The organism is Mesorhizobium sp. M7A.F.Ca.US.010.02.1.1 (assembly GCF_004023085.1).
Lineage (GTDB): Bacteria > Pseudomonadota > Alphaproteobacteria > Rhizobiales > Rhizobiaceae > Mesorhizobium.
The window spans coordinates 50,024-64,900 of sequence record NZ_RZRV01000028.1 but is presented as its reverse complement, the minus strand read 5'-3'; the positions used below and the strand labels follow the sequence as shown (position 1 = coordinate 64,900).

The following is a 14,877-nucleotide window of genomic DNA, read 5'->3' as shown; positions in this document are numbered from 1 at the left end:
TTGTACAAAAATATGCAATAATACGTTGACTTAAAGATATATCGATGAGTAAGAGGATGTCGTCCCGGAGAAACGGATGAACTTGCGTGGATCCCCCGCGCTGTTGCGATGTTTCTCCGTCACTCGATCGACGGAGTTTCACATGTTGTTAGCGCAAAAGGACTTCGCACGCCCGGACCTCCTGGCAAATGCCATTCGTGCGCTGTCAATGGATGCGGTCGAGAACGCCAAGTCCGGCCACCCGGGCATGCCGATGGGCATGGCCGAGATCGCAGTCGCGCTCTGGCACCGGCACCTTCGTCACAACCCATCCAATCCGGCTTGGACCGACCGCGACCGCGTTGTGCTCAGCAATGGCCACGGCTCGATGCTGCTCTACAGCGTGCTCCATCTCACAGGGTACGATGTCTCGATCGACGATCTGCGGCAGTTTCGGCAGCTTGACAGCAGGACGCCGGGCCATCCCGAGTTCGGCTATACGCCGGGAGTTGAAGTTACGACCGGTCCGCTCGGGCAAGGCCTCGCAAATGCGGTCGGCATGGCAATCGCCGAAAAGACGCTGGCCGCCGCCTGCAACCGACCCGGACACGACATCGTCGACCACCACACCTTTGTCCTGGCAGGCGACGGCTGCCTGATGGAAGGCATTTCGCACGAGGCTTGCTCGCTTGCCGGAACGCTCGGTCTGGGCAAGCTGATCGTGCTTTACGACGACAACGGCATTTCCATCGACGGCCATGTCGAGGGCTGGTTTTCCGATGATACGCCCAAGCGCTTCGAGGCCTATGGCTGGCAGGTCATTGCCGATGTGGACGGGCACGATGTCGAGGCGGTCGACCGGGCGATTTCCGCGGCGAAGGCGCAAGCAGCCCGCCCGACGCTGATCTGCTGCAAGACCATGATCGGCAAGGGAGCGCCGACGAAAGCCGGAAGTCACGATAGCCATGGTTCTCCGCTCGGCGCCGACGAGGTCGGCCGGGCTCGGCTGGCGCTCGATTGGCCGCATGCGCCGTTCGACGTTCCAGGAGAGATTGGCGACGCGTGGAACGCCTCGGTCAGGGGGGCTGCATCGGAGGCCGACTGGCGCCGCCGCTTCGAGGCATACCGCGCGGCCTACCCCGATGATGCGGCGGAGTTTGAACGGCGCGCCACGCACCATCTTCCCGCAGGCTTCGCCGCCAAGGCGGATGCGTTCGTTGCGCAAACCGTCGAGAAGGCCGAAACGCTGGCGACACGCAAGGCAAGTCAGAACGCCATTCAGGCCTTTTCCAATTTCCTTCCCGAACTGATCGGCGGATCAGCGGATCTTGCCAGTTCGAACCTCACCCTTTGGACGGGGGCCGAACCGATCACCTCCGTCTCGGGCGGCAACTACATCTATTACGGCGTGCGCGAATTCGGAATGGCCGCGATCATGAACGGTCTGATGGCCCACGGTGGGTTTCGTCCGTTCGGTGGCACGTTTCTGATGTTCTCGGAGTATGCGCGCAACGCGCTGCGCATGGCGGCGCTGATGAAGCTTGGCGCCATCTATGTCTTCACCCACGATTCCATCGCGCTCGGTCAGGACGGTCCGACGCATCAGCCCATCGAGCAGTTGGCCACGCTCCGGCTGATGCCTAACATGGACGTATGGCGACCATGCGACACCGTCGAGACGGCGGTTGCCTGGCAGATTGCGCTCGAGCAGGTGGCGACGCCGACAAGTCTTGCACTCAGCCGCCAGAACCTGCCGTTTCAGCCGCGCGACAATGCCCAGGTTCAAGCGGTGCGCAGGGGCGGGTACGTGCTGCGCGGGGAAGATCGCCGGCTGGACGCCGTCATCATCGCGACCGGGTCCGAAGTACAGCTCGCTGTCGGCGCCCAGGAACGACTTGCAAAGCAAGGGATTCCGGTTCGTGTAGTCTCAATGCCGTCCACCAGTGCTTTCGACCGGCAGGATGACGGCTACAAGGCTGAGGTGCTGCCGCGCGGCGTTCCCCGCATCTCCGTCGAAGCCGGGGTGACCGACTACTGGCGCAAATATGTCGGCCTCGAAGGCGAATGCGTCGGCATCGACACGTTTGGCGAATCGGCCCCGGCCGAGATGCTCTACGAACATTTCCACTTGACCGTCGAGGCGGTCGAGAAGGCGGTTTACAGGGCGCTTGAGAAACATCGCCGCGCTGCGTCGCCGGAGTTGGGAGGGCAGCAGGCGAGATGACCGCAACTTACGTTATCGGGCTGGATTATGGCACCGGATCAGCTCGCGGCGTCCTTCTGGATGCAGCAACCGGTGAGCAGATCGGCAGCCACACGCATGCCTATCGCCATGACGTGATGACGCAAAGCCTTCCTGACGGCACGCCCTTGCCGCGGTCATGGGCGTTGCAGAACGCCGCCGACTATCTCGACGCGGCGGAAGAAATCCTTGATGCGCTGGGGCGCGGTCGGGTCATCGAGTCGATCGGACTGGGCTTCTCGGCAAGTTCCCCGATGCCGACCACTGCCGACGGTACAGCCCTTTCCGAACTTCATCCCGGCGAGCCCCATGCGTATGTCAAGCTGTGGAAACATCGCGCCGCACAGCCCTTCGCAGATGCGATCAACCGTCGCGGCGGATCCTTCCTGCGCAATTTCGGCGGCAAGCTTTCCGGGGAATGGCTGCTTCCCAAGGCCGCCCAGATCGCGGACGAGGCACCGCACATCTGGAGCGCCGCCGGCAGGTTCATCGAGTCCGGCGATTGGCTTGTCTGGCAGTTGACCGGCCGCGAAGTGCGAAGTCTCGGGTTCGCAGCCTACAAGGCCCAGTATTCCGAGACCGAAGGCTATCCGCAGGGGATCGTGCCCGGTCTTTCCGAAAGGCTGTCGGTGCCGCACCGTATCGGCACGGCGGCTGGAAGCCTGTCTGAAGCATGGCGAACGCGCACCGGGATCAGCGGCCGCGCGATCGTCGCGGTGGCGGTCATCGATTCGCACGTCGTGCTGCCGGCGGTCGGGGCCGTGTCGTCCGGCTGTCTCGTCGGTGCGCTCGGGACGTCTGCGGTCTATCTCTTTTTGAACGAACAGTTCCGTCCTTTACCCCCCGGCATCGAAGGTGTGGCCAAGGATGGATCGGTTCGCGATCTCTGGTGCTACGAGGCCGGGCAGGCTGGGTTTGGCGACACGCTCGCCTGGTTCGTGAAGGCCTTTCCGCGTGGTGCGGACGAGGCGGAAAGTTTCCGTATCTACAACCGCGAGGCAGCCGGGCTCGAACCCGGCGCCAACCATCTCGTGGCGCTCGACTGGTGGAACGGCAACCGCGTGCCGCTCGCGGATTCAGACCTCAGCGGCCTGCTTCTCGGTCTCACGACCGAAACCACGGGCGTCGGCATCTACCGCGCACTGATCGAGTCGCTGTGTTTTGGCGCTCGCACGGTGGTCGACCTCTTCGAGGCCGGCGATTTTGGCATCAACCGCATCATCCTGACGAGCGGGCTGGCCCAGAACAATCCATTGCTGGTCCAGATCATGGCCGACGTGCTGGGGCGCGTCGTGGAGGTTCCAAGCATTGCCCATGCAACGGCCGTCGGCGCGGCGGTCCATGGCGCGGTCGCGGCGGAACTGGTGAATGGCTTCGCCGAAGGCACAGCCCGGTTCGGCGCGCGCACCTTCACGCCCTATCACCCGCGCCGCGAAAATGCGGCCGCCTACCGGTCCCTTTACGAGAATTATCGGCAGCTCAGCGACAGCCGGACCGTACGCAACGCCATGCATGATCTAAACAGGGCGGCGTCGCTCTTCCGGTCGGAGGAAGAAACGAAATCGGTGGCCTGAACAAGCGGATTGCCAGCCTCGGCGATCTCCGCTGCGGGCTGCCACACCCTTGTCGTGCGGAGCACGTCTAAGGCACGATTTATATCTATAATTATGTATAAAAACATACATAATTATAGATATAATGTTTGACTGTATGCAAAACATATGCGTAACTCGGCGAGCCTTTTGAGGAGAAAGGTTCAACAACTCGGGAGGAATTCATGTCCACTTTGCCTATGTCGACCGGCACCAACTCCGGCGCCATCGTGAAATCAACCGTTACGGCCCTGATGTTCTTGGGGACCGCTTTTGCAGCGACCGGTCGAGCCTCGGCCGAGGAAGTCATTGTCGGCCTCGTCACCAAGACGGAGGTCAATCCGTTCTTCGTAAAAATGCGTCAGGCCGCCGAAGCCGAGGCCAAGGCCAAGGGCGTCAAGCTGATCGCCCGTGCCGGCAAGTTCGATGGCGACAATGAAGGCCAGGTCACCGCGATCGAGGATCTGATCAGCGCCGGCGCCAAAGGCATACTGGTAACCCCGAACAACTCGAGTGGCATGCTGGGTATCATCAAGAAGGCACGTGATGCAGGGGTGCTGGTGATCGCTCTGGATACGGCGACCGATCCCGCCGACGCCGTCGACGCGACGTTTGCCACGGACAATTTCGAGGCCGGCGTGCAGCAGGGCGCCTATGCCCGCAAGGCGCTCGGCGACAAGAAGCCGGTGCTGGCGATGCTCGATGGAACGCCTGGGGGCACGGTCGATGCGTTCCGGCACAATGGATATCTGAAGGGCTTCGGGCTTGCCGAAGGCGATCCGGCCATTGCCGGCTCGGCCATCACCAATGGCGCGCAGGACAAGGGCCAGGTCGGCATGGAAAACCTGCTCTCCAAGAACGGCGAGATCAATGCGGTCTACACCATCAACGAGCCAGCCGCCGCCGGCGGCTATGCGGCGTTGAAATCCTTCGGCAAGGAAGCCGATGTCATGCTGACCTCGATCGACGGCGGCTGCGCCGGTGTTCGCGACGTCAAGGCCGGCAAGATCGCCGCGACGGTCATGCAGTTCCCCTACAAGATGGCGGCCATGGGCGTCGACGCGGTCGTCGACTATGCCGCCAGCGGCAAGAAGCCGAGCGGCTTCGTTAACACGGGTTCGTTCCTGATCACCGACAAGCCGGTCGAAGGGATAGACTCCAAGGATACCGAATGGGGCCTCAAGAACTGTTGGGGCGACTGATTTCTGTATCCTCCCCGGCGGGACCATGCTGGACAGGCCGTCGACAAGGCGGTGATCTGTATCGGCATGGTCCCGATCGTTCCGGCACCTGAGGTCGGGAGATGTGGCGACCGTTCCAGAGGGCACTATGAATTCGGCATCGGCACTCCCTTTCGGCAGGACGTCGAGCATTGCCAAGAAGGTCATCGGCACGCCATCGGTGGGGCCGTTGCTGGTACTGCTCGCTTTCGGCGTGATCTTTTCGCTGACCAATCCGCGTTTTCTCGCTACGCAAAACCTGTCGATCATTCTCCAGCAGACGGTAATCATCGGCACTTTGGCCATTGGCCAGACCTTGATCATCCTGACCGCCGGCATCGATCTCGCGGTGGGAGCGATATGCGTCCTGGGCACCATCCTGGCCGGAAAGCTGGCGAACAGCGGCTATGATCCGATCGCGGCCATGGCCCTGGCCGTTCTTGCCTGCACAGCGGCGGGTGTCGCGGCGGGAAGCCTGATCAGCGGCCTGCGCCTGCCGCCCTTCATCGTGACCCTTGGCATATTGGGCATCATCACCGCCGCCCTCAGGCTGATTTCGGCGGGCGGGGCCTTTGCGGTCAACGACGACTTTCTCGGCTGGACGGGAAACACCATCCGTCTGAACGGTTTCGTCCTCACCTACGGCGTCATCATCATGCTCCTCCTCTATGGATTTATCTGGTTTCTTCTCAACCAGACGCAATGGGGACGGCATGTCTACGCGGTCGGCAACAATCCGGAAGCCGCCCGGCTTGTCGGCATACCGGTCGGGCGGCTTCTGCTTTCGGTCTACGTCCTTGCGGCGTTTATCTATGGGATCGCGGCCTGGCTGGCGCTGGGCCGAATCCCCAATGCCGACCCCAACGCGTTGCAGACTGCCAATCTCGATTCCATCACCGCCGTCGTCATCGGCGGCACCAGCCTGTTCGGTGGCAGGGGCGGATTGATTGGCACACTGATAGGCGCGCTGATCGTCGGCGTCCTGCGCAACGGGCTGACGCTCGCGGGCATTGATCCGCTCTGGCAGGATCTGATCACAGGCATTCTGGTGATCGTGGCGGTCGCGCTCGATCAGCTGACGAGGGGGAGGCGGTGATGGCGCCTGTCGAGCCGAGAGCGCCAGTCGTGACCACCCCAGGTGGCGTCGTCCTCGAAGCCCGCAATTTGGTCAAACGCTACGGCCACGTCACCGCTCTCGACGGTGTCGATTTCGAACTGCGCTCCGGTGAAATCCTGGCGGTGGTCGGCGACAACGGCGCTGGAAAGAGTTCGCTGATCAAGGCGCTGACCGGCGCGCTCATCCCCGACGGTGGCGACATCCTGCTGGACGGCCAACCCGTCCACTTCAAGGGTCCGCTGGACGCACGCAAGCTAGGCATCGAGACGGTTTACCAGGATCTCGCCGTTGCGGCCGCGCTCGACATCGCCAGCAATCTGTTTCTCGGCCGGGAACGCCGCCGCCCCGGCTTCCTCGGCAATGTGCTGCGCATGCTCGACAAGAAGGTTATGCGCGCGGAGGCGGAGCGCAGCATGGCGGACCTGAAATTCCACCTGCCGTCGATCGGCAGCGCGGTCGAATCGTTGTCAGGCGGCCAGCGTCAGGGCGTCGCGGTCGCCAGAGCGGCATTGTTCGCCAAGAAGCTGGCGATCATGGATGAGCCGACGGCGGCACTTGGCGTGCGCGAAACTGGCCAGGTTCTCGACCTGATCCGGGCGATCCGCCAGCGCGGATTGCCGGTGGTCCTGATCAGCCACAACATGCCGAACGTCTTCGAAATCGCCGACCGCATCCACATCATGCGCCTGGGCAAACGTGCGGCCGTGGTCAGTCCGAAAACCCACACCATGGGCGATGTGGTCGCCATCATGACCGGCGCGGCGAAGTTCGAAGAACCGGCAGCATCAGCTTTTCGCTAACGCGTGTCGCCGAAGTGTGCTCGGTCTTGGGAGAACGACATTTATAAACAAAGACCTCTAAAGCGGGTCGCCTGATCCGTTCAGACGCGACACGCTTTTAGGACCGCTGTCATAGGCCTCATCGGCAGGTGTAACCGCCGTCGATGGGAAGGTGAATGCCGGTAATCATCGAAGCGGTGTCGCTGAGCAGGAACACTATCGGCCCGGCGACTTCATCCTCAGTCGCCCAGCGACCGAGCGGCATCTGTTTCAGAAATGGCTCGGCGACATGCGGCTGGCTCCAGTGGCCCGATGAGATCGGCGTCATCACCACGGTCGGGTTCACGCTGTTGACGCGGATGTTGTATTTGCCCAGCTCCAGGGCCGAACAGCGCGTGATGTTTTCGAGTGCCGCCTTGGAGGAGCCGTAGGAAATGTGCCCGTCGAGCGCGACCAGCGCCGCCTGGCTGGAGACGTTGACGATCGCGCCGCCCTTGCCGATTGCCACCATCTGCCGCGTCGCGTATTTGGTGACCAGCAGCGCGCCGCGCGCATTGATGGTGATCACCTTGTCGAAGATGGCGATGTCGGTGTCCATCGGCGTCGCGATCTCGCCGCCGAAACCGCCGCAATTGACGACGCCCCAGAGGTCGAGCCCTTCGAGCGCGTCGCGGACCTCGTCCTCGGAGGCGAGGTCGAAAGTTACGGTGCGGCAGCCCGTCTCGCTGGCGATGGCGTCGAGCGCCTCTTGCGAGCGCCCGGCTGCGATCACATTGGCGTTGGCCCGCACCAGATGCCGCACAGTGGTGCCGCCAATGCCGCCGCTGCCGCCCGTCACCAGAATATTTCGTCCCTGAAAATCCGTCATGGTTCCCTCTTCGTGATGTTCTTCGAGTTGGTGTCAGGCGGGCTCGGTGGCCGCCACATCGAAAATTCGTTGACCGGCCTTGTTGAAGAGGTGGCAGGCGCGGGGCGGCAAGGAGATCGCGATGCGATCCCCCGTGCGCGCCATGCGGCCGCCGCTATCGCGGATGACCAGGTTCTCCTCGCCTTCGCGCACATGAATGAAGGTGTCGCTGCCCAACAGTTCGACCACGCTCGCCTTCACGACGAACGCATCGGCCTGCCCCTCGGTGGACAGCACGATGTGTTCAGGCCGAATCCCGACAGTCACTTCGACGCCCGCCCGCAGTGCCTTCGAAACCGGCATGGTGAGTGAAAGCCCGATGTCCAGGCTGACCGTCGCCTGGTTGCCTTCAACCTTTTCGACACAGCCCTTCAGGAAATTCATCGCCGGCGAACCGATGAAGCCGGCAACGAACGAATTGGCGGGTCGGTGATAGAGATCGAGCGGTGTGCCGACCTGCTCGATGCGCCCGCCGTTCATCACCACGATACGGTCGGCAAGCGTCATGGCTTCTACCTGGTCGTGCGTGACATAGACCATGGTCGACGCCAGCTCGGCCTTCAGCCGCGCGATCTCCAGGCGCATGCCGACACGTAGCGCGGCGTCGAGATTGGAGAGCGGCTCGTCAAGTAGAAAGAGTTTCGGCTTGCGGGTCATGGCGCGGCCGATCGCGACGCGCTGGCGCTGCCCGCCGGAAAGCTCTCGCGGCTTGCGCTTCAGGTATGAGCCCAGCCGCAGTTTTTCGGCAGCACGGCTGACACGTTCGACGATCTCGGCGGCGGGCGTTCGAGCAATCTTCAAGCCGAAGCCGATGTTGCGGTCGACATCCATATGCGGATAAAGCGCATAGGACTGGAACACCATGGCCACGCCTCGTTCCGGTGGCTCGGCACCACTCATGTCGACGCCATCGACCAGGATGCGGCCGGAGCTGATAGGTTCGAGCCCGGCGATGATCCGAAGCAGTGTGGACTTGCCGCAGCCCGACGGTCCGACCAGCACGCAGAACTCGCCGTCCTCGATGGTCAGCGACAATTCCGGGATGACCGTGGTGTGGCCGAAGGCCTTGGTGACCTTGTCGATCAAAAGCGTCGCCATAGGCCTAGCCTTTCACCGCGCCGGCCAGCAGGCCGCGCACGAAGGCGCGCTGCACCAGCACATAGAGGAGGATGAGGGGAAGCGCGATCAGCGTCAGGATGGCGAAGAGCGCACCGGGGTTGGCCATGTAGAGGCCGGAATACTGCATCGGCACGATGGTGAGCGTCTTCATCTCGCTCCTGGTCAGCACGATGAGGGCAAGGAAGAATTCGTTCCAGGTGACGATGAACTGCCAGATGGTGACGAAGACCAGTGCCGGCCGCACCAATGGAAGGGCGACGTGCCAGTAGGTCTGCCAGGCGTTGCAGCCGTCAACGCGCGCCGCCTCGAATAGCTCGCGCGGCGCGTCTTCCATGAAGGCCTTGAGGATGACCATGGCGAACGGCACGCCGAGCGCCGCATAGGGCAGGATGAGGCCGATATAGGTGTTCACCCAGCCGAAGTTCTGGAGCAGGATGGCGAGCGGCAGCACCATCGAGGCGAGCGGCACCATCAGCGTCGTCAAAAGGATGGTGTAGAGCAGCATCGAGCCCTTCAACCGCAGGATGGCGCAGGCGAAGGCAAACAGCGACGAGACCGCCACCACGATCATCACCGTCGCGACGGTGATGATCAGGCTGTTGAGAAAAATGCCACCCAGCGGATTGTCGCGGATCACGGTGACGAAATTGTCGAAGGTCACCGGCCAGGTGAACAGTTCGGCGTCGAAGGCCTGCGCCGGGGTGCGCAGCCCGATCGACAGCATGTAGATCTGCGGGACCATCCAGAAGCCGAGCACGATGAAGAGGACGGCGTGGATGACCACGCCACGGATGCGGCTGCGGGCGAGCGGCGCCATCATGGCCCCTCCTTCCCCGCTGGCGACAGACGGGCGCCGAGCACCGCGATCTGGATCAGCGACAGCGCGAGCGCGATGACCAATACGATGACCGAAAGCGCCGCGCCGCTTCCGGTGTCGCCCAGCACGAAGCTTTGCTTGAAGATGAAGGTGCCGAACACCTCGCTTGCCCGGTTCGGACCGCCGCCGGTCATCAGATGCACGATCGGGAAGGTCTGCAGCGTGCCGATGACACCCAGAAGCAGCAGCGATTTCGTCGCCGGCGCCAGCATCGGCACAATAATATGCACGGCAAGCCGCCAGCCCTTGGCACCGTCGATGCGGGCGGCATCAAGCACTTCGCTGGGCAGGTTGGCGATGCCGGCGATGTACATCAGCATCGAAAAGCCGGTCCATTGCCAGATGTTGACGATGATCAGTGCGTAGATCGCGGTCTTCGGGTCGCCGATCGGCGATGTCATCATGACGATGCCTACATGCTTCAGATATTCCTGGGCGATGCCGTAATAGGGCGCGTAGATCTGTACCCACACCAGGCTGATGACCGAAACCGAAGTCACCACGGGCAGGAAGAACATGGTGCGGAAGAAGCCGCGCAGCGCATGCGTATGCCGCTCGATGAAATAGGCGAGCAGCCCGCCGATCAGCATCTGCACCGGTATGGTGATGACGCCCCACAGAAACATGTTGCGCACCACCGTCCAGAAGGTCGGATCGCTGAGAACGCTCGTGTAGTTGGCAAGCCCGGCAAACACCGCTCCGCCATCCGTCCTGCTGGAGTAGAAGCTTTGCTCGGCAACCCACAGAATTGGATAGGCGACGAAGACGACAAACAGCAGCGTTGCCGGCAAGGCGAATAGATAGAGCGTCGAAGCTCTGGATCCCGATCGCCGTTTCACCGGCGCGACGGCGGCCCCGGCTCGCATGGCCTCTGCGCTCATGATGCTCGCCATCTTATACTGAAAAAGGACCGGGCGCGTCTCCGCGCCCGGCAGTTGGTCGTGGGCTACTTCGCCGCGAGAGCTTTCTCGGTCGCCGCCTGAACGGTGGCGAGTGCTGCTTCCGGCTCGATGCTGCCGGCCGCGACACCGGCAAGGGCATTGTCGAGCGCTTCTGCGACCGCCGGCGAGGCAAAGCGCTGGTTTTCCGCCTTGGGCAGATCAGCCATGAAGCGGGCCGAAATCTCCTTCACATGATCGGTAATGTCGCCCTTCGGGGAATTGCCCTCGAAGGCGGGAAGGTCGTTGAGGTCGTTCAACGCCTCCTGCAGGCCGACGCCGTTGGTGAGTTCGGCAAGGAAGGTCCAGGCTTCGGGGTTTTTGCCACCGTTCTTGGTCAGGCCGTAGCCGATGTCGATACCGCCGACAGGCGGGCTGGCGGAATTGCCATCCTTGACGGGGGGCATATAGAAGAAATCGAAGCCGTCCATGTTCTGCACATACTCCGAAAGCGGCGGCGGGAACTTGCTTTCCTGCATCCACCAGGAACCGAGCGCCATCATGCCGACCTTGCCTTGTGCAAAGAGCTGAGCGCCGGTCGGATAGGCGTGCGCCCCGAGCGCCCCCTGCTGGAAGATGCCGTCGTCGAAGAGACCCTTCCAGGCCTTCATGGCCGCGACGAGTTCCGGCGCCGTCCAGAGCGTTTCGCCGGCTTGGGCCTTGTCGACGATGCCCGGCGAGAACTGGTTGGCGAGCATGAGGAAGACGTTCTCATTCTGCCAGCCGTCGGCCGCGCCCTGGAACATCGGGATATAGCCGTTGTCCGTCAGCGTCTTGGCTGCCGCCTTCAGATCGGCATAGGTCTTCGGGGGCGAAAGATTGAGCTTCTCAAAGATCTTGCGGTTGTACCAGATGCACAGTACCTGCGATTCCTGCGGGATGATGTAATAATTCTCATCGCCCTTCGGATTGCCCATCAACATCTGCTTGCGGTTGACGGGGAAGACCTTCTCCGCCCACTTGTCGCCCCACTGCTTGGCGGCGCGTTCGTTCACGGCTTCGAGATTTTCGCGATACTGCTGGGTGAGCGAACCCGGCTGCAGCCCGATCACGTCAGGCAGGCTCCCGGAGGCCGCCGCCGCCTTCAGGGCGGTGATGTATTCGGGCGAGTAGTTGTAGTAGGTGTACTTGACTTTGACGTCCGGATGGACCTTTTCGAAGGCAGCGATCGACTTGTCCATCGTGCTCTGGATGAACCAGGACCAGACTGTAACCTCTTTCTGTTCGGCATTCGCCGAAGCAGCAGCAAGAGCGGCGCCGACGATCGTCGTCGCAAGAAACAGCAGTTTCCTCATTTTATTCCTCCCTTTTTCTCCCACGTGGTGCGCGTCGCGAGCCTCCTCACTCGCGGGCGCAGTGACCCATCGGGTCACGTTCTAAACTGAGCGATGGATATTTCTCCACCGCTCACCAGTTCCGGTGTCAGGCAGCCTTGGCGGCCGCGACCGTCAGCACGTCTTCCGTGATCACCCGATCGTCCGCGAGCGAGCGGGTCGGCGTCAGCCCAAGCTTCTGCAAGTCTCCATGGTAGGCGCGCACCGCCTCTTCCGGGCCCACCGTGCCGTCAGCAACCGCCCGCATTAAGACGATGAGGTGAAGCGGCGCCTCGGCGAGGTTGATCTTGCGGCCGAAGAGCGCCAGACGAGCGCCATAGCGCTCCGACTGGGCCACGAGCTCGAACGTGTCGCGCGTGGTGCCGGCACCGCCGCCGAGCACGCCGACGATCAGCTCGGAGTCGAAACTGGCGAGCTCCTCAAGCGCTTTCGGGCCGTTGTAGGGCGTCTTCAGGAAAAGCGGACGTTCGGCCTGCGGCACGCTCGCCAGCGACTTGATGATGTGGTCGTTGACGAATTCGCCGATCTGCTCGCGGTCGAGCCCGATGTCAACGCTCGGATTGAAGACCTCGTAGAAGTATTTGAAATTGGTCCGGGCCGCCTCGGCGCGGAAGGCGGCAAATTCATTCAGCGTGCGGATGTCGAGTTCGACATCGTTGCTGAAGGAAACCGAATAGAGGGCAAGGTCGGTACCGCGCTTCGGATAGCTGGCAATTGCGCGCAAGAGATTGGTATCACGGAAGGGCACTGACGGCTGCTGCGTATAGGTGCCGTGGCGCACGGCGCCCCAGCACATCGTTTCCAGATTGCCGCGGATCGCGGGCTTCATCTCGCTGCCGAAGAAGGCGCCGCGCTCGTCGAGAAGATCAAGGTTGGATTGCGACACCAGCATCAGGTCGACGATGTCCTGTTTGATGATCTCCTCGATCTGGGCGATGAATTCCTGGCGGCTGCGGCGGCGCGGCGGCTTGACCGAATAGTCGAAGCCCGTAGCGGTCACGCCGGCGCCGACATCGCTGTCCTTGGCATCAGCAATGACGAAATCAGTCGGTTTGTAGCGGCCTGCGCGGATGTTCGCCAGCTTCCTGTCGAGTCTCGTAAGCATAGGTGTTCCTCGGTAGAGATGTTGTAAGGCCTTGCTGTCGGCGCTCTTGCTTCGCCGCTCCAGGCTAGGCTTCATATGCGGATATTTCTCATAATCTGTCAATAGCTGTCTAAATCTTTCTAAGTTCGTGCTGAAGCAGGCTCGCTTTTCAGCGTTCGCTGCGGATTCGCTTTGATGCCGAGAGGCGTTGTTGCAGTATCCATTTGTTTACAAACAGAAAAATTTGATACACGTGATATTTGAAGCAATTTGATCACTTGCAGAAAAATTTCTTGCTGCGCTGCGCAAAGGCAAGGCTCGTGACGGCTCATCTGCCCAATTCAGGCGCGGACGGCAAAAATCGCATTGACGATTTGGAAGATAATGATAGCAATTGGCAGCGTCGGGTGAGGAGGATCGCGGCCTTGAGTGATGGTTTCGCCACGTCGTGCGCAGAACGCTATTCCGCCCTGATCGATCCACGGACCGGTCCGCTCGGCGCGGACGCCCTTTCGTCGGCGGGCCTTTTCTTGTGCGGCATCAGCGCGTGCGTCGACGCGCTGGTCGAGATGCACGACATCCAGCCGCTTCTGGACGCGCCCGCCGATACGCCCGCGGCGCAACTTGCCAACCTCCTTCTATCCCGTGCGGCCCGCGGTGTGGGCGGCGAGGTACGGTTCGACTGGCCGGAAGGCCCGGCATGGCTGCGCGAGCGGCTACGGCCGCGCTATGCCTTGGGCGGAACCGGGCCTCAGGCGGCCTGGGTGCTCGGGCAACTTGGCGTCCGCTCCGTGGTCGCCCTCGAGGATCGCCACGCGGCAATGCTGCGGCAGATACCGGCAGGCGTTCTGCTGGCGGAAAGGGGCAGGCTCAAGACGTCGGATGCGGTGTCGACCGCTGGCCGGCACATCCCCGAAATCTTCATCTTCGAATTCACGGCCGGCCGCGCGATTGGCGCCGTCGTGCCGCCTCGTTCCTCACGGGTCATCATCCGCTTTTGCGACCGCGGCATTCAGCGCGACAAGGATTTCGAGGCCATGTCGCGCCGGTTGGCGGCGTCGGCCGCCGCCGGGCTGCTTTCCGGATTGAACGACGAAGCGGTGGAGAATGTCGGCGCCGCCAGCCGCCACGTCTTCGCGCTCAGCCGCGACTGGAAGGCAGCCGGGCTCCGGACGATCCATTTCGAACTGGCGGGCTATGCGACGCAGCAGGCAATCGAGGAGCTCCTTTCCCACACAAGCGGCTCGATCACCTCACTTGGAATGAGCCATTCCGAACTGCTTGCCATGAACTCGTCTGCCCATCATCCCATGGAGGCGCTCGTGGCCCTCGGCCAGCGTTTCGACCTCGAGCGAGTCTGCGTGCATGCCGATACCTGGGCCGCCGCTGTGACCCTGAACGATCCGATGGAAGAGGAACGTGCGCTGATGGCAGGCTGCGCAATCGCCAGTGCCAGGGCGGCGACTGGAGAACCGGCACGAACCATCGCGATCGCGCCGACGGCCGAGTTCCATCCGCTTCCCTTCGAGACGCCCGTCCGCAAGGGGCGCTGGACCTTCGTTGCCTGCGCATCGCCCTATGTGGAGAAGCCCGCGACGACGCTCGGCCTGGGCGACAGCTTCACGGCCGGCTGCCTGCTCATCCTCGGACGCAACCGCCATGCTGATGCCAGCCTCCAACACGCCTGAA

At 62.4% G+C, this 14,877-nt stretch carries 12 protein-coding genes; 6 read left to right on the top strand and 6 right to left on the bottom strand.

From position 1 onward, the window contains the following. The first annotated feature begins 142 nt into the window (after positions 1–142). The 5 genes from tkt to EOA19_RS24195 all read left to right on the top strand — a co-directional run bounded on the left by tkt (position 143) and on the right by EOA19_RS24195 (position 6,950). Positions 143–2,203: a transketolase gene (gene tkt, locus EOA19_RS24215; RefSeq protein WP_127297949.1), complete on the top strand. Its 2,061-nt coding sequence runs from the start codon at positions 143–145 to the stop codon at positions 2,201–2,203. Continuing rightward, a complete protein-coding gene (locus EOA19_RS24210; protein WP_128305004.1) occupies positions 2,200–3,795 on the top strand; it encodes an FGGY-family carbohydrate kinase in 1,596 nt (531 codons plus the stop codon). The genes tkt and EOA19_RS24210 overlap by 4 nt, the downstream gene beginning before the upstream one ends. Before the next feature lie 203 nt (positions 3,796–3,998). Further along, the gene (locus EOA19_RS24205; protein WP_245486286.1) at positions 3,999–5,015 is read left to right on the top strand and encodes a substrate-binding domain-containing protein; all 1,017 of its coding nucleotides are present in this window, start codon (positions 3,999–4,001) and stop codon (positions 5,013–5,015) included. A 127-nt stretch (positions 5,016–5,142) separates the two neighbouring features. Further along, positions 5,143–6,129, top strand: a complete 987-nt coding sequence (locus EOA19_RS24200) for an ABC transporter permease (RefSeq protein WP_127297655.1) — start codon at positions 5,143–5,145, stop codon at positions 6,127–6,129. Positions 6,130–6,158: 29 nt separating this feature from the next. After that, a complete protein-coding gene (locus tag EOA19_RS24195; RefSeq protein ID WP_245486284.1) occupies positions 6,159–6,950 on the top strand; it encodes an ATP-binding cassette domain-containing protein in 792 nt (263 codons plus the stop codon). Between the two features lie 118 nt (positions 6,951–7,068). On the opposite strand, the gene EOA19_RS24190 is transcribed toward EOA19_RS24195, so the two are convergent. From EOA19_RS24190 to EOA19_RS24165, 6 genes are all read right to left on the bottom strand, one after another. Continuing rightward, positions 7,069–7,797, bottom strand: coding sequence for an SDR family oxidoreductase (locus tag EOA19_RS24190; protein ID WP_127297657.1), 729 nt, complete (start codon positions 7,795–7,797; stop codon positions 7,069–7,071). Between the two features lie 33 nt (positions 7,798–7,830). Then, positions 7,831–8,934, bottom strand: coding sequence for a sn-glycerol-3-phosphate ABC transporter ATP-binding protein UgpC (gene ugpC, locus EOA19_RS24185; protein WP_128305002.1), 1,104 nt, complete (start codon positions 8,932–8,934; stop codon positions 7,831–7,833). A gap of 4 nt (positions 8,935–8,938) precedes the next feature. Beyond that, positions 8,939–9,775: a carbohydrate ABC transporter permease gene (locus EOA19_RS24180; protein WP_245486282.1), complete on the bottom strand. Its 837-nt coding sequence runs from the start codon at positions 9,773–9,775 to the stop codon at positions 8,939–8,941. Beyond that, entirely contained in the window at positions 9,772–10,713 is a 942-nt protein-coding gene (locus EOA19_RS24175) for a sugar ABC transporter permease (protein WP_127297659.1), read from the bottom strand. The genes EOA19_RS24180 and EOA19_RS24175 overlap by 4 nt, the downstream gene beginning before the upstream one ends. Before the next feature lie 65 nt (positions 10,714–10,778). Then, positions 10,779–12,065 (bottom strand): extracellular solute-binding protein, encoded by a 1,287-nt coding sequence (locus EOA19_RS24170; protein WP_127297660.1) that lies wholly within the window; start codon positions 12,063–12,065, stop codon positions 10,779–10,781. Positions 12,066–12,192: 127 nt separating this feature from the next. After that, positions 12,193–13,209, bottom strand: a complete 1,017-nt coding sequence (locus EOA19_RS24165) for a hypothetical protein (RefSeq protein WP_127297661.1) — start codon at positions 13,207–13,209, stop codon at positions 12,193–12,195. A 239-nt stretch (positions 13,210–13,448) separates the two neighbouring features. On the opposite strand from EOA19_RS24165, the gene EOA19_RS24160 reads away from it, so the two are divergent. Beyond that, the gene (locus EOA19_RS24160) at positions 13,449–14,876 is read left to right on the top strand and encodes an ADP-dependent glucokinase/phosphofructokinase (protein ID WP_245486280.1); all 1,428 of its coding nucleotides are present in this window, start codon (positions 13,449–13,451) and stop codon (positions 14,874–14,876) included. The last annotated feature ends 1 nt before the right edge of the window (position 14,877 follow it).